Annotated in this window: 20 protein-coding genes; 8 read left to right on the top strand and 12 right to left on the bottom strand. The window is 44.3% G+C overall.

Going from position 1 to position 17196, the window contains the following annotated elements; all coding sequences use genetic code 11:
* Positions 1-405 precede the first annotated feature (405 nt).
* Entirely contained in the window at positions 406-717 is a 312-nt protein-coding gene (locus tag EDC16_RS07365) for a DUF5339 domain-containing protein (RefSeq protein ID WP_132966965.1), read from the top strand.
* 33 nt (positions 718-750) lie between these two features.
* Here the strand turns inward: EDC16_RS07365 and ruvB are convergent, their stop codons facing one another.
* The 11 genes from ruvB to EDC16_RS07310 form a co-directional block, all read right to left on the bottom strand.
* Positions 751-1755: a Holliday junction branch migration DNA helicase RuvB gene (gene ruvB / locus EDC16_RS07360; protein ID WP_132966963.1), complete on the bottom strand. Its 1005-nt coding sequence runs from the start codon at positions 1753-1755 to the stop codon at positions 751-753.
* A 21-nt stretch (positions 1756-1776) separates the two neighbouring features.
* A complete protein-coding gene (gene ruvA, locus EDC16_RS07355; protein WP_132966961.1) occupies positions 1777-2388 on the bottom strand; it encodes a Holliday junction branch migration protein RuvA in 612 nt (203 codons plus the stop codon).
* Positions 2389-2460: 72 nt separating this feature from the next.
* The gene (gene ruvC, locus EDC16_RS07350; protein WP_132966959.1) at positions 2461-3039 is read right to left on the bottom strand and encodes a crossover junction endodeoxyribonuclease RuvC; all 579 of its coding nucleotides are present in this window, start codon (positions 3037-3039) and stop codon (positions 2461-2463) included.
* Entirely contained in the window at positions 3036-4016 is a 981-nt protein-coding gene (locus tag EDC16_RS07345) for a DNA cytosine methyltransferase (protein WP_232517240.1), read from the bottom strand. Before EDC16_RS07345 ends, ruvC begins: the two co-directional genes overlap by 4 nt.
* On the bottom strand, positions 4013-4873 hold the full coding sequence (locus EDC16_RS07340; protein WP_132966957.1) for an NgoPII family restriction endonuclease: 861 nt from the start codon (positions 4871-4873) through the stop codon (positions 4013-4015). The genes EDC16_RS07345 and EDC16_RS07340 overlap by 4 nt, the downstream gene beginning before the upstream one ends.
* 71 nt (positions 4874-4944) lie before the next feature.
* A complete protein-coding gene (locus EDC16_RS07335; RefSeq protein WP_132966955.1) occupies positions 4945-5685 on the bottom strand; it encodes a YebC/PmpR family DNA-binding transcriptional regulator in 741 nt (246 codons plus the stop codon).
* A 29-nt stretch (positions 5686-5714) separates the two neighbouring features.
* Positions 5715-6872 (bottom strand): hypothetical protein, encoded by a 1158-nt coding sequence (locus EDC16_RS07330; RefSeq protein ID WP_132966953.1) that lies wholly within the window; start codon positions 6870-6872, stop codon positions 5715-5717.
* A gap of 8 nt (positions 6873-6880) precedes the next feature.
* Positions 6881-7312 carry a dihydroneopterin triphosphate diphosphatase gene (nudB, locus tag EDC16_RS07325; protein ID WP_132966952.1) on the bottom strand — a complete coding sequence of 144 codons (432 nt, stop codon included), beginning with the start codon at positions 7310-7312 and terminating at the stop codon, positions 6881-6883.
* Complete coding sequence (gene aspS, locus EDC16_RS07320) at positions 7313-9082, bottom strand: aspartate--tRNA ligase (RefSeq protein ID WP_132966950.1); 1770 nt, start codon at positions 9080-9082, stop codon at positions 7313-7315.
* Positions 9083-9279: 197 nt separating this feature from the next.
* A complete protein-coding gene (locus EDC16_RS07315; RefSeq protein WP_132966948.1) occupies positions 9280-10917 on the bottom strand; it encodes a YdgA family protein in 1638 nt (545 codons plus the stop codon).
* A gap of 197 nt (positions 10918-11114) precedes the next feature.
* Positions 11115-12248 (bottom strand): porin, encoded by a 1134-nt coding sequence (locus EDC16_RS07310; RefSeq protein WP_132966947.1) that lies wholly within the window; start codon positions 12246-12248, stop codon positions 11115-11117.
* Positions 12249-12736: 488 nt separating this feature from the next.
* On the opposite strand from EDC16_RS07310, the gene cmoA reads away from it, so the two are divergent.
* The 7 genes from cmoA to EDC16_RS07275 all read left to right on the top strand — a co-directional run bounded on the left by cmoA (position 12737) and on the right by EDC16_RS07275 (position 16974).
* On the top strand, positions 12737-13465 hold the full coding sequence (gene cmoA, locus EDC16_RS07305) for a carboxy-S-adenosyl-L-methionine synthase CmoA (protein WP_132966945.1): 729 nt from the start codon (positions 12737-12739) through the stop codon (positions 13463-13465).
* A 44-nt stretch (positions 13466-13509) separates the two neighbouring features.
* A complete protein-coding gene (cmoB, locus tag EDC16_RS07300) occupies positions 13510-14475 on the top strand; it encodes a tRNA 5-methoxyuridine(34)/uridine 5-oxyacetic acid(34) synthase CmoB (RefSeq protein WP_132966942.1) in 966 nt (321 codons plus the stop codon).
* Positions 14476-14486: 11 nt separating this feature from the next.
* A complete protein-coding gene (locus tag EDC16_RS12845; protein ID WP_232517253.1) occupies positions 14487-14708 on the top strand; it encodes a group III truncated hemoglobin in 222 nt (73 codons plus the stop codon).
* A 234-nt stretch (positions 14709-14942) separates the two neighbouring features.
* Complete coding sequence (locus EDC16_RS07290; RefSeq protein ID WP_132966940.1) at positions 14943-15494, top strand: DNA-3-methyladenine glycosylase I; 552 nt, start codon at positions 14943-14945, stop codon at positions 15492-15494.
* A gap of 65 nt (positions 15495-15559) precedes the next feature.
* Positions 15560-15802 (top strand): type II toxin-antitoxin system ParD family antitoxin, encoded by a 243-nt coding sequence (locus EDC16_RS07285; RefSeq protein WP_132966939.1) that lies wholly within the window; start codon positions 15560-15562, stop codon positions 15800-15802.
* Entirely contained in the window at positions 15795-16088 is a 294-nt protein-coding gene (locus tag EDC16_RS07280) for a type II toxin-antitoxin system RelE/ParE family toxin (RefSeq protein WP_132966937.1), read from the top strand. Before EDC16_RS07285 ends, EDC16_RS07280 begins: the two co-directional genes overlap by 8 nt.
* 64 nt (positions 16089-16152) lie before the next feature.
* On the top strand, positions 16153-16974 hold the full coding sequence (locus tag EDC16_RS07275; protein ID WP_132966935.1) for a D-hexose-6-phosphate mutarotase: 822 nt from the start codon (positions 16153-16155) through the stop codon (positions 16972-16974).
* Positions 16975-17006: 32 nt separating this feature from the next.
* Here the strand turns inward: EDC16_RS07275 and EDC16_RS12745 are convergent.
* Positions 17007-17196: hypothetical protein (locus EDC16_RS12745; RefSeq protein WP_208857785.1), on the bottom strand; the 190-nt coding region annotated here is incomplete at its 5' end.

Raw genomic sequence — 17196 nt, 5'->3', positions numbered from 1 at the left:
CTTATCCAAACCAGCCAAATTGACACAATCTAGATAAATCTTTAAATAAGCTAAATTTATGCCTGCCTATAATACTCTGTAATGCGAGTATTAAAAACAGAAAAATTAATATTCCCGTCACATTTTTGAACATATCTCAAAAAATCACTCTATTCACGGACCACCTCATTTTGACTTAAATCAATTTATTGAAAATATTGCTATTTTTTATACACATACCCTATAAATTTAGTCGGACATTCTACACATAAAACAAATATTTTCGTTGCTTTTATAGACATCGTTTTATTCTTTTGCTATTTTGTGGAAAGATTTTTCGCAGGCAAAATTATCAAGGCTGATAAATGTATCGATAGCGCCAATGTTGTCTCGTTGTTTTTGTATTTTTCATCGAAGGAAAAGGAAATGTTAAAAAAAATTGTTGCTTCTGCTGCTCTGGCATTACTCATCGGTGCTGCCTCAGCCAATACCTCTACCAGCACCCCCATAACAAGCAGTATTCCGCAGCAATGTAACCAACTCTTTACCGAAACCGAGCAACTGATCAAAGAAGCGGAAAAACAACCGGGCACTCACACCCAGTTCGCCAATATCAAAAACAAACTCTCACAAAGTAAAAAACAAATCTTAGCTTTAGAACGTGAAGTACAGATCAAAAGCTGTGACAAAGGCTTGGTTGCACTGAACAACATCAAGAATCAACAAATTCAACCTTAACCACTCATTCTCTTATAAAAACTTATTTACTCACTAAATACGGGAATCCAAGCCCAAATGTAGATAAGTTTTTGAGGTTGCGATCCGTCCACGTGGCGTACGCTGTAAATACCCTTGCTGAATCAAATACGGTTCTAATACATCTTCAATTGTTTCCCGTTCTTCACCGATAGCCGCCGCCAAGCTGTCTAAACCGACCGGACCGCCGTCAAAGCGCTCCACCACCGCACTTAATAGTTTACGATCCATATAATCAAAACCCTTGGCATCAATATCCAACATCTTCAGTGCCGAGCAAGCAATTTCAATACTAATCAAACCACTGTTTTTTACATCGGCATAATCACGCACCCGACGCAGCAAACGGTTGGCAATACGCGGAGTACCGCGTGAACGGCGAGCAACTTCCAAAGCAGCTCCCTCTTCAATCCGCAAATTTAAGCAATTGGCGCTGCGCGTCACGATCGAGGTCAAATCTTCCACCGAATAAAACTCCAAACGTTGTACGATCCCGAAACGATCACGCAGCGGTGAAGTCAATGAACCGGCGCGTGTCGTTGCGCCGACAAGGGTGAACGGTGGTAAATCCAATTTAATCGAGCGTGCCGCCGGCCCTTCGCCGATCATAATATCCAGTTGGTAATCTTCCATTGCCGGATACAACACTTCTTCAATTGCCGGTGAAAGTCGGTGAATTTCATCAATAAACAGCACATCATGGGCTTCAAGATTAGTCAGCATCGCCGCCAAATCCCCGGCCTTTTCCAACACCGGACCTGAGGTCGTGCGGATATTCACCCCCATTTCATTGGCAATAATATTGGCAAGCGTGGTTTTCCCCAATCCCGGCGGGCCAAAAATCAGCAGGTGATCCAGCGCATCTTTGCGCAGTTTTGCCGCTCGGATGAAGATATCCATCTGCTCACGCACCGCATTCTGCCCGACATAATCTTGCAATAATTTAGGGCGAATCGCACGATCAAGAACATCTTCTTCACCGATTTCTGCCGCACTGATAATTCGATCTGCTTCAATCATACCGCTCTTTTCTCTTCTGTTTTATAGCGCCGCTTTTAACGCTTCACGAATCAATTGTTCGCTTGTCAGTTCCGGTTTGGCAACCCGTTTCACCATTTTTTCTGCATCCAAGGCTTTATAACCTAACGCCACCAGTGCCGCTACCGCATCATCTTCATAATTCGGCGTGCTCAAATCCAGATCATGATGGCTACCGTTCGGCATTTTAACAAAGAAATCAGCCTTCGGCATATTGGCAAATTTACCTTTTAATTCAACCAATAACCGCTCTGCGGTTTTTTTGCCGACACCGGGGATTTTCACCAGTTTAGACAACTCTTCCCGCTCGATCGCAAATGCAAACTCATCAACCGACATCGCTGAGAGAATTGCCAGCGCAAGTTTCGGCCCGACGCCATTGGTTTTAATCAATTCCCGGAACAAAGTGCGGTCTTGCTTAGTGGCAAAACCAAACAGCAGATGCGCATCTTCACGCACCACCAGATGGGTAAACAATATTGCACTGTCATTGATTTCCGGCAAATTATAAAAACTAGTCATCGGCAACAGCAGCTCATAGCCGACCCCCTGCACATCCAGTAAAATTTCCGGCGGTTGTTTTTCGATAATCGTTCCCTGTAAACGTCCAATCATAGTGAATTTTCTCTTTGCTACTGAAAAGAATGCAATGTGCTTAGCATAAAATAAAACTGTATAAATAACCAGTTATTTTTCTGCTTTTAAACGAAAGCGCCCACGACTATAACGCGCTTGGAGAATTAAACCGCTCTTTTCCATTTTAAGTGCGGTATTGGCTGTTTTTCCGATTTGAAGAGAGTGCTGCAAGCTGTGTGCATGAGTAATGGCAATCGCCAGCGCATCGGCGGCGTCCGCCTGTGGTTCAGCCGATAAATTCAGAATGCGGGTCACCATATGCTGCACTTGGACTTTATCCGCAGAACCGCTGCCGACCACGGTTTGTTTGACCAAACGTGCCGCATATTCAAATACCGGCAGATCAAAATTGGTGGCGCAAACAATTGCCACGCCGCGCGCTTGTCCCAGTTTCAAGGCGGAATCAGGATTTTTCGCCATAAACACCTGCTCAATCGCAAACATTTGCGGCTGAAACTGGGTGATAATTTCGCTGACACCGGCATAAATCCGCTTCAAGCGGGTCGGCAAATCCTCCACCGCAGTACGGATCGCGCCACTGCCCAGATATTCCAACTTGCGCCCGTTCTGCCGAATCACACCGTATCCGGTGACACGCGAACCGGGGTCAATGCCTAGAATGATTGTCATAGAAAAATTTGCTCTTTTATACTGCTTGCAATAATTTTTGCCATTTCGACTGGAACAGCATTGCCCACCATTTTATAACCAGTATCTACACTATCATAAATGAATTCAAAATCATCTGGAAATGTTTGGATTCTCGCACATTCACGAACTGTCATTCTTCGATACAAATATTCGTATCCCTCAGCAAAAATATGCTTATTTTTATCGATCTTGGGCATTATCGGTGCTTGTGGGTGTAATTGTGCTTGTCGCCCACTAGCCTGAACAGTAAAACCGAATTCCTCCCATTGGCGAACCCTATTTCTACTCATAAAAATAGTCGAGAAACCACCCTCAAAGTATTCATGATTTAGTATTTTCAAATTTTGATTAGCTTTATTTTTAGCTTGTGCTGGTTTAGCACTATCCTTTAAATCAAAAATACTGTCTTTCAATGTTCTTTTTATAGGCTTATTTACTGGAAATTTGAAATTTTTATTTAGGTCTTTTCTTATACCAATATAAAAAACACGCTTTCTATCTTGTGGGATACCATAATCAGATACATTAACTAAATTAACCGTAAGATTATAGCCACACTCAATAAACATTTTTTTGATAGTCTCAACTGCCATCTCATGCCTTTTAGACATCATTCCAACTACATTTTCAGCTAGAAAAAATTTAGGTTGCTTTTCTCGAATGATACGAATGTAATCAAAAAATAATTGTCCTCGAAGATCATTAATACCTTTTAATGATCCTGCTTCAGACCAAGATTGACAGGGTGGACCGCCAATAACACCATCACAATCTGGAATATCATTTGATAATATTTTTCTAATATCTCGGGTATCTAAATAAGCCGAGTGATTTTTTTTATAAGTAGCCCAAATTGTTTTATCATACTCATTTGCAAAGATAATTTTAAAGCCAGCCTGCTCAAAACCTAAATCTAAGCCGCCCGCACCAGAAAATAAACTAATAATATTCATCATTCCTCACTATATAAGAAGGTAATTAGCTTCGCATTTTTTAGTTTAGCTGGATTATTAGGATCTTTAATCTTAATATCATTAATAACCAATGAATTATTTTTCTCCGCACTAGAAAATAAATCAGATTTATTTTCTAGTGAATTGAACTTCTCATCATTAATAATTGCCATAAAATTAAAGGAGCAATTAGGATTTCTAGTATAAATATAGTTGAAAACCGTAAATGGGTTTTCAATCCCCCACATGCCTCTAATTCTTAGATAGGTAATTCCTAATGGATCCACTTTATTTACTCGACCCAATTCCTTAGTTTCAGAAAATTCAACATCTTCAATTTGAGTGATACCTTTTTTTATATACATTTTAATTTGTTCATAAACATCTTGTGTAGCACAATAATCATCACCATAAACGAAACATAAAGCGGTTAATTTATCATTATCAACTACACCAACGCTATAAATCATATCTTTTTCAATCCAATTACCACCATCACATTCACGACAAGCTTTCTTAAGCATTGGATTTGAAGAAAATAGTTTTGCTTTTGGATAACTACTATTTAACGCTAGACTTGAATTAGGCAACTCAATTTTTTTCACTTCAATTGCATCACCTTGCTTTAAAATCATATCTGGAGGATTATTTTGATTACCTAAATAACTGAAAGTTGAAGAAATTTTTTCAGTTCTTATCTGTTCGTTATTTTCATTTACCGTATCAGCAAATAAATCTTTAATATATTCTTCTAAAGATTCCCCCATATTATTTGCACGATTTCGACCTGTTGCATATTCACGCAATCTAAATTGTGGTTCTCTGACTAAATTAATGATTGCATTAATAATATTTGCCATATTTTTCTCCATATAGCAATGCCCTGATTTCAGGGCATTATTTAATTATTACAGTAAAAAATAAATCTAAACTACAACAACGCCGCCACTTCGTCGCTGATATCGCCGTTGTGATATACGTTTTGTACATCATCACACTCTTCCAGCATATCAATCAAGCGTAGCAATTTGGGCGCGGCTTCAGCATCTAAATCCACCGTAGTGGACGGAATCATCGACACTTCGGCACTTTCAATTTTAAAACCTGCCGCTTCAATGCCGTCGCGCACTGTGCCCAACTCTTCCCAAGCGGTATAAATTTCGAAACTGCCGTCATCTTGCGGTTGCACATCGTCAGCACCGGCTTCGATTGCCGCTTCCATCAGCGCATCTTCATCGCCTTGCGCAATTAAAATCAAGCCTTTTTTCGTGAACAGATAACCGACCGAGCCTTCCGTGCCTAAGTTGCCACCGCACTTGGTGAAACTCGGGCGTACTTGCGAAATGGTGCGGTTGGCGTTATCGCTCAAACACTCCACCATCACCGCCGTGCCGCCCGGACCATAGCCTTCATACACGCGGGTTTCCATATTGGTATCATCGCCACCGCCCACGCCACGTTCAATCGCACGGTTAATGGTATCACGGGTCATATTACTGGCTAAGGCTTTATCCACCGCCGCACGCAAACGCGGGTTTGCTGCCGCATCGCCACCGCCGATTTTGGCGGCGGTAACCAATTCACGGATTAATTTGGTAAAAATTTTACCGCGCTGCGCATCTTGCGCTGCTTTACGATGTTTAATATTCGCCCATTTACTATGCCCTGCCATATTCAATTTCCTCTTATTTTTGTTTTTGACTAAAATGAAACCTGATGCAACTCGCCATTACGCAGTAACACCAGAAAATCCTGTTTAAACTGCACCAATTTTACAATGTCGGCGTTAAATACCAACTTGTCATCTCTAAAACGATTTTGTGTTAGATCCCACATTTTCAATTCACGAAAATTTGCACTCGGCAAAACAATCTGGTTGTGCATGACCAAGCTGATATTACGCTGATAAGATCCGATTTTGTGATTGCTCACTCCTTGAGCCAACTTACTCTGTGGTAACGTTGCTTTGCTGGTATCGTATGCGGTCAATGTGCCCGATAAGTGCGGTTTAACCACTGAAAACAGCTGTTGCCGAGCGCTGATTAGCGACAACCAGCGGTACGCTTGTCCAATCGGTTTGCTTTGTGCCGCCACGACCAGCGCATTATTCTCAAGAGTAATCAACGCAGCCCTAGCCCCTTCCTGCCCATTGGAAATGGTGGTTGCAATGGCGTTTTTTTGTTGATAATACGCAGCAATCGGTGCATTATCTTCAATCACATCAATCTCATTTAAGATCAAGGGTGCAGCTAAATCACGTAAATCGTGCCGTTCCAAATACCGCACTTGCTTCGCTTCCCAACCATCTCCCAATACGCCGTGCGCATATTGCTTTGTCGGTTTTGCCAACACAGCAATATGCTTACCGTTATGATTCAACTCAAGCGACAGCGGATTTAAATCAGGCAACACTGTAAAATCCTGGCGTATTGCAACAACCTTCAATTCAGGTTGTGCCTCTATTCTGGCAATATGCGCCTTGCCGTCCTGCTCAACCACGGCAATTGTCGCCAATGCCAACGGCACAAAACCGGAGTGTGGGCTAATTTTAATACTTGATGATTGCAGCCTTCCTTGACTAATCAATTGAAAATGCCGTTGCTTATCGGTAAAGGCAATTTTTTGAAATCCAGCAACTAGTGGGCTATCCGACGCAACATCATGACTCAGCAATTGCCAATCCACTTGCTGCTGCCATAATTCGCCCTGCTGCGTGATTGCCAGCAAGCCGACCGATTCTTCAAAGGCAATATTAGCAATCGCTGCACTATTCGGTAACTGCACTGATTGAACGCTAACCGCGTTGGCAAATTGGCTCATGCACAACATCAGTAAAAACACCAATCTATATTTACTCATTTTTAGCCTTATGTGGTCAGTAAGAACTGTTCAATCGCCGCCGCATTGTTCCACGACTTCGTCATTGTCACTGCCTGCTCTGCCGTCACCCAGCAATACGCTGAATGCTCGCTCAACCGCACTTCACACTCATCAGCTAATGGCAATAAAAACCAATGTTCGTGACAATGGGTTATATTAGGTGCGTATTTATACCGAAATTGCGGGAAAATTTCAAAATCAATGGCTTTTTGGCAATCAACTAAACCGAGCGCACTTAACCCCGTTTCTTCCGCCACTTCACGCTTTGCAGCGCAAAGTGCGGTTTCACCTTGCTCCAAACTGCCTGACACCGACTGCCAAAAGTCGGAATCATCGTTACGCTGCAACATCAGCACACGCTGGGTGTCAGTAGCGTAAATCACCACCAACACCGATTCCGGGCGTTTAAATCCTGGCATTTACTCTTTCGCTTTCGCCACCGTCAATGCCAATTCATTCAACGCTTGCTCGTTGGCAATACTCGGTGCGTCGGTCAGCAAACAGGCTGCCGCCGTGGTTTTCGGGAAAGCAATCACATCACGGATATTGTCGGTTCCGGTCAACAGCATGGTGAGTCTATCCAAACCAAACGCCAAGCCGGCGTGCGGCGGGGTGCCGAATTTCAGCGCATCGAGTAAGAAACCGAATTTTTCTTGTTGCTCTTGTTCGTTAATGCCCAAAATGCTGAACACGGTTTGTTGCATTTTTTGATCGAAAATCCGCACTGAACCGCCACCGACTTCGTAACCGTTGATCACCATATCATAGGCATTGGCGACCGCACTGGTCGGATCTTGCGCCAGTTCTGCCGGGCTGAAATCTTTCGGTGAAGTGAACGGGTGATGCATTGCCGCCAAGTGACCTTCTTCGTCACGTTCAAACATTGGAAAATCGATTACCCACAGCGGCTTCCATTGTTCTAATTGGGTCAACGCTAAATCTTTGCCGACTTTCAGGCGCAATGCCCCCATCGAATCAGTCACGATATTGTATTTATCCGAACCGAAGAAAATAATATCGCCACTTTGCGCCTGGGTGCGTGCCAACACCGCACTTAGCACCTCGGCTGACAAAAACTTGGCAATCGGGCTTTGCACGCCGTCCACACCAGCAGAGAGATCGTTTACTTTCAGCCACGCCAAACCTTTGGCACCGTAAATGCCGACAAATTGGGTGTAATCATCAATCTGTTTACGGGTCAACGTTGCCCCGTTCGGCACACGAAGTGCGGTTACGCGCCCTTTCGGATCGTTCGCCGGGCCGCTGAACACTTTAAATTCCACCGCTTTCAACAAATCAGCAACATCAACCAGCTCCAACGGATTACGCAAATCCGGTTTGTCCGAACCAAAACGGCGCATCGCTTCGGCATAAGTCATGATCGGGAACTGCCCCAAATCAACACCGATAATCTGTTGCCATAAGCCGCGCACCAATCCTTCCATTTTTTCACGCACTTCTTCCGCGCTCATAAACGAAGTTTCCACATCGATTTGGGTAAATTCAGGTTGGCGATCGGCACGCAAATCTTCATCACGGAAACACTTCACGATTTGATAATAACGGTCGAAACCGGACATCATCAGTAATTGTTTGAACAGTTGCGGCGATTGTGGCAACGCATAGAATTTGCCTTTATGCACTCGGCTCGGCACCAAGTAATCGCGCGCGCCTTCCGGTGTCGCTTTGGTCAGCATCGGAGTTTCGATATCCAAGAAACCGTGTTCATCCATAAAGCGGCGTACAAAACTGGTGATTTTGGCACGGGTTTTAATCCGTTGTGCCATTTCTGGGCGGCGCAGATCGAGATAACGGTATTTTAAGCGCTGCTCTTCGGTATTATTTTGATTGAAATCCAACGGCAACACAGCGGCACTGTTGTAAATTTTCAGCGTTTTCGCCAGCACTTCCACTTCACCGGTCGCCATATCCGGATTGATATTTTTTTCGGTGCGGGCAATCACTTCCCCTTGAATCTGCACACAAAATTCATTGCGCAATGCCGCCGCCGCCGCAAACGCCTCTTGCTGTGCCGGATCAAAAAACACTTGCACAATGCCTTCACGATCACGCAGATCGACAAAAATCATCGCTCCGAAATCTCGACGGCGGTGAATCCAACCGCTTAATGTAACTTGTTGTCCGACATTGCTTTGATTCAGTGATCCGCAATAATGTGTCCGCATCATAGTGTGTGTTCCTTGCTGATTTTAAATTGAATTCCCGATTCTCGAAATTGAGAAAAAGTTGAGAAGATTAACTGACGGATTATAGCGGAATTTTTGGTAGGAATGAACTGGTTTATCAGCCGTCAAAATCAAAAGTGCGGTTCGCTAATCGGGCTGAAACCGCACTTGAACAAATATAATTCGTTATATTCTTAAAACTATTGTTGTGGCGCTGCCTCCGGCAAACCTTCTAAATCTGACGGCGATAAATCCGGGATTGCCAAGTCATAATCTTCATCTGCCGGCGAAAAACTGTCATCCAACTGATCGTCAGGATAGATCTCACCATCTTCCCCCCATTGCTCATCATCTTGATTGTATTGGTCATCATCAGACATATTGTAAAATGCGGCAGCCATCACCATGCTCATCACAAATTCATTGATTTTCTCTTCCGGCACCACTTCACCGTTGTGTTTCAAGACGCCGTTTTCCAAGATCAAATTGGCGATAAACGCTTCTGGGGTATCAATAAATGTACCGTCAACAAGTAAGTCGGCGCTTGCCGCTTGATAAGAGTCATCAATGGTTTGTGCTTGCCCTTGATCCGTCATATCCGGATTATTCATTTCAACTACTGTAGTGATCAGGCTGCGCAACATCTGTTTATTGACTGCTCCACTGAGTTCAAATTTGGAGAACAGCGACAATATATTTTCGCCAACTTGATCAATATTATTGAAACCGATATCAAGATTCAGTTGACTGGTGCCGCCGTCGTTACGCCAAGCTAGCGGTAAAAATTGTAGTTGTGGATGATTTGCCATAAGGGTTTGCAACAATTGCTTGCCTTGCTCGTCTTGTTCCGGCGTAAATTCACCGTCTGCCGGCATATTTTTCAGCAATTCAACCAAATCATTCAGCGATTTGCCGTCAAGATGATTAATACCCAGATCAAACTGGAATTGCCCGAAATGATTTTCGTCAATCAATAATTTACCTAGCTGATTTTTAGACAAAATATCAATAAAACCGTCATTCAATTGCACTTCACTATCGATGCTGGTGTCGCTGAGTTGCCATTTCAGCGGCGAATCATCGCTTTGCTCTCCCGGTTGCAGATCAAACGAAATATCGTTGACGGTCAAACGGCTGCTGCCGACCGCCAGATTTTCAAAGCCTTTTGCCTGTTGCTGCCGACTATCCATCTTGATGCCGTTAATTTGCAAGGCGGTGCTGTTCTGCGCTGTTTCAGAGGCTTGCTCCGAAAAACTAAGCTGATCCAGGTTCAATTTAATATTGCCGATTGCGTTCAGATCGGTATCCGAATCAATCACGAGATCCGACATCTTAAATTCAAGGTTGTCTTCAGCCCATTGCAATGCAGCAAACCGGCTGCTGGCAACCACTTTCTCATTGTAATCCAGCGTAAAATCTGTACTGAAAGGTGTTTGCTCTTTGGCTGCCTTAAACCACGTTGCTACACTTGAGTTATTCACCAATTTGGCATTGCCTGCCAATAGCACCGGTTTTAACTCCAATTTTCGCAGACGAGCCAACGGCAACGGACCATGTTGCACCGCACTTTCAAACACCAATTCAATCGGTTGATCATGATCCTGCAAAACCAGCTTATCTACAATTTTCGAACTGAAAAATCCACGCTGATAGCTGACGTTTTCCACTTTGAGGCCATTGCCATCAACCGGTGGTAAATACTGCGTCAGCGTTTTATTCAGATCTGCGATTTTTTCGGCATATTGCTGTTCCAGATTTTTGCCGGTGTACCAAGTTCCACCAGCCCAAACCACAGCCAACGCTGCCACGACACTGATCGCCACCACGGATTTTTTCATATCGCTTTCCTTTTTATTTTATCGAGAAAATCAGCCCAAACTGACCGTATGGAGTGCACGATAGCATAAAATTTCAGCTTAACCTATATCAAACTGCCCCCGCAGAATAAAGCTCAGAATAAAGCGCAGAATAAAACAAAGTGCGGTTTAGCCGCTGTCGTCGGCAAAAGGGCGAATATTCATCCGCCCGCTAACCATTACCAATAAATACGCAAGCCAATCACAGCTACTTTATCTTTGCTTTCAAGGGTTTTGATGTCGCTGCCGTTATAAGTTTTGGCACGCACATATTGCCCTTCCAGAAACGTTTTCACCCGAAACGGTTGATCCGCACTTGATTGCAGCAAGATGTACTCTGTGCCGATCATGTATTTATCGCGTTTCACTTTTGAATTCGCCAAGGTGTCACTTTCTCTTTTGGTGGTGTGATAGCCGTATTGTGTATAGATATTCCAAGCTTTGTTCAAGCGGTGGAATACGAGGGCGCGCAGTTCGCGATCAGTAGTACGACGCACATCACCGCCGCTATTCACCTGTTGATTGGCAACAATGCGTTGATCCAAATCTAAACCAAATGTGGTATCGGCAACGGTGTAAGCCGAGCCAACGGAGTAAACGCCACGGCTATAGCTTGAACCATTGGCATTTTCATAGCGCTCACGATCTGCACCGGCTGCCAGTGTCACCTTATGACCGTTTGCCAATTCCCATTTGTAAATAGCTGCCCCGCCGTAGCTGTCGATGCGGCGATTGGCACGCTCAGTCATATTGGCATTGCGCTCAGAATCAAATCCGTAAAATGCCGCTAATGTCAGCCCCGGCACACCTTTATACACATACTGCAACGAGTTGCGCTGGGTAGTATTATAATAACCGTCTGAAATACTTAAGGTATTTGCCAAGTCAGTTTGTTTGACATAATCGGTGTAAGCCAGCTGGTTACCATAGGTCAACTCGCCGTATTTTTTATGCCCAACACCGGCAAACGCATACTGAGTATACAGATGATCGAAATCGTGCTGCGAATTTGAACGCCCGTAACTATCCGCTCCACGTGCCCGAAACTGCATGCGACCAATCGCATAGAAGCCGTCGCCTAGCTGCTGGGTAAGTTTAAAACCTGCACGCGAACCATTATTCTGCACCGGCTTATTGATATGTTCTTTACTTGTACCATCTGCCGTTTCAGTTTTATTTGAAGTGCTGGTCCATTTAAAACGCAGCGAGCCATCTAATTCAACTTTAGTGCTGTCATTATCAAACACGGTATACGCCTGCGCAGCACCAGCAGATAACGCCAGCAATGTTGCGGTCAAAGCAAGTTTTTTCATTATATTGGTTCCTTAAGTCAATTTAGGTTAGGTTAAAATCGGCAAGTATAGTGATTAATAAAGTTATTTTCAAATGACATTAGGGTCTGTTGATGTTTGTTTATAATTTGAGCTATAGACTATTTTTCGCCAATACAAGGCAAAAGTTGTGAAGTTTAGTGATTCTAAACGAACGACTTTTAACGCCGTAGTGGCGAAAAAGCGTCATAGTCCTACGGATTGTGTTTAAAATGAGCACACTCGTCGTTGTAACCCTCATCAATAGTCCCACTATTGATTTCGGCTTACGCCTAGATTGTGCTCATTTTAAACGACAACTCAAAATATAAACAAACATCAACAGACCCTAAATGATGAGATATGCTTTTATGGACTATGCGCGAAAATGAACTCAAAGTGCGGTCAACTTGCCACTGCACTAAAATAATTTGTCGCTGTTCTCTGTTTTTCGCTACAATAACCGCACTTTCACTCTTTGCAAAAAACCGATGAATAAAGACACCATTTTTTCTGCGCCGATCGAAAAAATCGGCGATTTCACTTTTGACGAAGCCGTCGCCGATGTGTTTCCCGATATGATCCAACGCTCGGTGCCGGGCTATTCCAATATCATCACCGCGATTGGTATGCTGGCACAACGTTTTGTGCAGCCGAACAGCTACGTTTATGATCTGGGCTGCTCGCGCGGCGCGGCAACCCTGTCGGCACGGCGCAATATCAAACAGCCGAATGTGAAGCTGATTGCAGTGGACAACTCCCCGGCAATGGTCGAACGCTGCCAACGTCACATCGATGCTTATCACGGTGAAAGTGCGGTTGAGGTGGTATGCGATGACATTCGCAATATCAAAATTGAAAATGCCTCGATGGTGATTTTGAATTTCACGCTGCAATTTTTGCCGCCGGCTGACCGCACTTTATTGCTGCAAAACATTTATCACGGACTGAACCACGGTGGCGTGTTGGTGTTGTCAGAGAAATTCCGTTTTGACGATCCGAGCATCAACGAACTGCAAATCGACTTACACCACGAATTCAAGCGTGCCAACGGTTACAGCGAGCTGGAGGTCAGCCAGAAGCGCACCGCACTTGAGAATGTGATGCGCACCGATTCCATTCCGCAACACACAGTGCGGTTGCGTGAAGTCGGTTTTGCCCACGTTGAATTGTGGTTTCAGTGCTTTAACTTTGGATCGATGATCGCCATCAAACAGTAAGAAAATAGAAAAGACAGAATAGACAAAACACAATAGAGAAACCCATGATCGACTTTCGCCCTTTTTATCAACAAATCGCCACCGGCAAACTGGCAAACTGGCTAGAAACATTGCCGTTGCAGCTCAGCCAATGGCAAAAAAATGCCCACGGTGAATACGCCAAATGGGCAAAAGTGATTGAGTTTTTGCCCGAACTCACCGCCTCACAGATTAATTTGCAAAGTGCGGTCGCAGCGATTCCCAGCCAACCGCTGTCCGCTGGCGAACAACAACGGATTATCTACCATTTAAAACAATTGATGCCGTGGCGCAAAGGTCCGTATCAGCTGCACGGCATTGATATCGACTGCGAATGGCGTTCCGATTTCAAATGGAATCGGGTGCTACCGCACTTAGCGCCGTTGCAGGATCGTACCATTTTAGATGTCGGCTGCGGCAGCGGTTATCATATGTGGCGCATGGTCGGTGAGGGTGCCAACATGGTGGTCGGGATTGATCCGACCGAGCTGTTTTTATGTCAGTTCGAAGCGGTGCGCAAACTGCTTAATAATGACCGCCGCGCGCATTTAATTCCGTTGGGCATCGAACAAATGCAGCCACTTGCCGCATTCGACAGCGTATTTTCGATGGGAGTGCTGTACCACCGTAAATCGCCGTTGGATCATTTGAGCCAGTTGCGAGAGCAGCTGGTCAACGGCGGCGAATTGGTGCTGGAAACCTTAGTGATCGACGGTGATGTCAATTCGGTGCTGGTGCCGCCGGATCGCTACGCCAAAATGAAAAACGTCTATTTTATCCCGTCGGTGGCAGCGCTGATCAACTGGCTGGAAAAGTGCGGTTTCAAAAACGTGCGTTGTGTCGATGTCGAAGTCACCTCACTGGCAGAACAGCGCAAAACCGACTGGTTGCAAAATGAATCGTTAATCGACTTCCTTGACCCGAACGATCACCGCAAAACCCTTGAAGGCCACCCTGCCCCGAAAAGAGCGGTTTTGTTGGCGAATAAATAAGACAAATACTGATGCAGAAACTCCTCGAAAATCGACAAGATATTGAGCTATTAGTGAACACCTTTTACCAAAAAGTACTGGCTGATGAACGGATTGGCTATATGTTCAGCCATATTCAGGGTAGCCATTGGCAGAAACATTTAGAAAAAATGTACCGCTTTTGGGAGAGCAATATTTTTGATCTGGACAGCTATCAGGGCAATCCGATGTTGCAGCATATTAGGGTCTGTTGATATTTGTTTATAATTTGAGCTATAGACACTTTTTCGCCAATACAAGGCAAAAGTCGTGAAGTTTAGTGATTCTAAACGAACGGCTTTTAACGCCGTAGTGGCGAAAAAGCGGAAAAAGCGTTGTTTCGTGCGGCAACAATTAAAGATCTGATGGAACAACGTGTGCTGACCGATGACTTGCCGATGTTTATGCGCCGCATTCGTTCCAATTAATTTTAAAAAGAGAGAATACTGATGAGTTATTGTGATTATGTAAACCAGTTAACACCAGAGCAAGACGAGCTGAATAAACGCTATCACGATCACCGCTACGGCTACCCGATTGAAAGCGACAACGAGCTGTTTGAACGCCTCGTGCTGGAAATCAACCAAGCCGGTCTAAGTTGGACACTCATGTTGAAAAAGCAGCAAAATTTCCGTCGTGCTTACTCGCAATTCGACATCGCCAGCGTCGCCGCCTATAACGCAGTAGACCGAGAGCGGTTGTTAAATGATGCCGGTATCGTGCGCAACAAACTGAAAGTCAACGCTGCGATTCATAACGCACAACAAATTCTGTTGCTACAACAGCAATATGGCTCATTCAAAAATTGGCTCGATCAACACCACCCACGCCCGCTTCAAGACTGGGTTAAGCTGTTCAAAAAACAATTCAAATTTGTCGGCGGCGAAATCGTCAATGAGTTTCTGATGAGCAGCGGTTATCTGCCCGGCGCCCATCAAGCGGATTGCCCGATTTATGCCAAGGTGCTGGCGAGTAAACCGGCTTGGAGCGAATCAAAATAAGACTTGAAGATTTAGCTAAACCTGTTATCTTTTGTGTGAATTAATCACACAAAAGGATCATCATTATGGCTCGTACCACCAGCGTTACCCTCGGTCAACCGCTCACCGATTTTATCACCCGTATGGTTGAATCCGGACGCTACGGCTCAACCAGCGAAGTCATGCGCACCGCACTTCGGCTGTTAGAGGAGCAGGAAGCGATAAATGAAACTCTTCGCCTTGCAATTTTAGCCGGTGATCAAAGTGGAGAAAGCGATCTCACTCTACATGATATTTTTAACCGCGAAAAACAATTATTAAATGTATAAACTCTCAAAACTGGCAGAGCACGATTTTGCTAAAATTACTCGTTATAGTCTGATAAATTTTGGAGCCCAAAAAGCCTCTGACTATTTATTGTCGTTAGAAAATGCACTATTAAGATTAGCCACATCACCTCTCATCGGCAAAAAATGTACTGCTATTGATACTACATTGATGAGCTTTCCCCACCAACAACATACGATTTTCTACCGTGTACGTAAAAATGATATTTTTGTGGTTAGAATTCTCCATCAACAAATGGAGACAAAATTACACATTAGTTACAACTAAATCCGGTTGCCAACCCCGCCAGTCAGCGTAGAATATTGACAACACTTTCAACAAGGATTCGCTTATGTCACTGCCAAAAGCCCAATTTATTAAACAAATTCACCCCAACCTTTCGCTGCAACAAATCAATGAAATCCCGGTTATCGTGCTGGATCACGCTGTGGGCAAAGCGATGATCGCCTTGCAAGGCGCGCATTTGCTGAGTTGGCAACCGCACTTTGCTGCTCAGGATATTTTTTGGTTGAGTGAAATTGAGCCGTTTAAGTTGGGCGCTGCGATTCGTGGCGGTATTCCAGTGTGTTATCCGTGGTTTAAAGATAACGGCAGTCCGGCGCATGGCTATGCGCGGATTAACTTATGGCAGCTCAGCCAATGGCAAATCTGCGATGATCAAGTCGAACTGAATTTCACCCTGTATGACCGGCACAACCTGGTTGAAGCCGAAGTGAAAATGACGTTTAGCGCTGAATGTAGGCTAAGTTTCACTCACTACGGCGAGCAAGAGGCACAACTGGCACTGCACAGCTATTTTAATGTGGGCGATATTGCCGAAACCACGCTACACGGTTTGCCGAAAACCGCACTGAACACGTTGAATAATCAACAAGAAAATGTGCCGTCGCCACGCCAATTCGATCAGGAAACCGATTGTATTTACTCCGCAGAAAATCCGATTAGCCGTATAGAAGATAAGGCACAGCAGCGCACGATTGAAATTGAGCATATCAATGCGTCGGATATTGTGGTGTGGAATCCATGGCACAAAAAAACCTCCAGCATGTCGCAAAGCGGCTATCAAACCATGCTTTGTGTGGAAACATCTCGGATTCGCCGCCGATTAGTGCAAGGCGAAAGCGTGCAAGCGATTATTCGTTTAGTACGATAAATCGGTTCAAGGGCGACTCCATCGCCCTCAGTTTATTGACAAACCTGAGATAACAATGGGCGGATGCAATCCGCCCCTACATTATAAAACCTAATTAATTGAATTTTAATGATATTTAATTTCTCTTGTAGCAACTGTGTTTCCTGTTTTTTTGGAAACACATTTTTAACCCACAGATACTGTGGATAAATGGCGTGTAGCGTCCCATTTCTCATTACGTTT

Origin of the sequence: Testudinibacter aquarius (genome assembly GCF_004342725.1) — a bacterium.
GTDB classification, from domain to species: domain Bacteria; phylum Pseudomonadota; class Gammaproteobacteria; order Enterobacterales; family Pasteurellaceae; genus Chelonobacter; species Chelonobacter aquarius.
The sequence above is the reverse complement of the archived record's forward strand: the minus strand, read 5'-3'. Positions and strand labels throughout refer to the sequence as shown.

What these genes read in the sequence shown, in the direction of transcription:
- EDC16_RS07310 (WP_132966947.1), bottom strand. Translation starts at nt 12,248, where the DNA reads ATGAAAAAACTTGCTTTGACCGCAACATTGCTGGCGTTATCTGCTGGT.
- EDC16_RS07285 (WP_132966939.1), top strand. Translation starts at nt 15,560, where the DNA reads ATGGCTCGTACCACCAGCGTTACCCTCGGTCAACCGCTCACCGATTTT.
- ruvB (WP_132966963.1), bottom strand. Translation starts at nt 1,755, where the DNA reads ATGATTGAAGCAGATCGAATTATCAGTGCGGCAGAAATCGGTGAAGAA.
- EDC16_RS07345 (WP_232517240.1), bottom strand. Translation starts at nt 4,016, where the DNA reads ATGATGAATATTATTAGTTTATTTTCTGGTGCGGGCGGCTTAGATTTA.
- EDC16_RS07275 (WP_132966935.1), top strand. Translation starts at nt 16,153, where the DNA reads ATGTCACTGCCAAAAGCCCAATTTATTAAACAAATTCACCCCAACCTT.
- cmoA (WP_132966945.1), top strand. Translation starts at nt 12,737, where the DNA reads ATGAATAAAGACACCATTTTTTCTGCGCCGATCGAAAAAATCGGCGAT.
- EDC16_RS07290 (WP_132966940.1), top strand. Translation starts at nt 14,943, where the DNA reads ATGAGTTATTGTGATTATGTAAACCAGTTAACACCAGAGCAAGACGAG.
- cmoB (WP_132966942.1), top strand. Translation starts at nt 13,510, where the DNA reads ATGATCGACTTTCGCCCTTTTTATCAACAAATCGCCACCGGCAAACTG.
- EDC16_RS07330 (WP_132966953.1), bottom strand. Translation starts at nt 6,872, where the DNA reads ATGAGTAAATATAGATTGGTGTTTTTACTGATGTTGTGCATGAGCCAA.
- ruvA (WP_132966961.1), bottom strand. Translation starts at nt 2,388, where the DNA reads ATGATTGGACGTTTACAGGGAACGATTATCGAAAAACAACCGCCGGAA.
- EDC16_RS12845 (WP_232517253.1), top strand. Translation starts at nt 14,487, where the DNA reads ATGCAGAAACTCCTCGAAAATCGACAAGATATTGAGCTATTAGTGAAC.
- EDC16_RS07335 (WP_132966955.1), bottom strand. Translation starts at nt 5,685, where the DNA reads ATGGCAGGGCATAGTAAATGGGCGAATATTAAACATCGTAAAGCAGCG.
- EDC16_RS07340 (WP_132966957.1), bottom strand. Translation starts at nt 4,873, where the DNA reads ATGGCAAATATTATTAATGCAATCATTAATTTAGTCAGAGAACCACAA.
- EDC16_RS07280 (WP_132966937.1), top strand. Translation starts at nt 15,795, where the DNA reads ATGTATAAACTCTCAAAACTGGCAGAGCACGATTTTGCTAAAATTACT.
- EDC16_RS07365 (WP_132966965.1), top strand. Translation starts at nt 406, where the DNA reads ATGTTAAAAAAAATTGTTGCTTCTGCTGCTCTGGCATTACTCATCGGT.
- aspS (WP_132966950.1), bottom strand. Translation starts at nt 9,082, where the DNA reads ATGATGCGGACACATTATTGCGGATCACTGAATCAAAGCAATGTCGGA.
- ruvC (WP_132966959.1), bottom strand. Translation starts at nt 3,039, where the DNA reads ATGACAATCATTCTAGGCATTGACCCCGGTTCGCGTGTCACCGGATAC.
- nudB (WP_132966952.1), bottom strand. Translation starts at nt 7,312, where the DNA reads ATGCCAGGATTTAAACGCCCGGAATCGGTGTTGGTGGTGATTTACGCT.
- EDC16_RS07315 (WP_132966948.1), bottom strand. Translation starts at nt 10,917, where the DNA reads ATGAAAAAATCCGTGGTGGCGATCAGTGTCGTGGCAGCGTTGGCTGTG.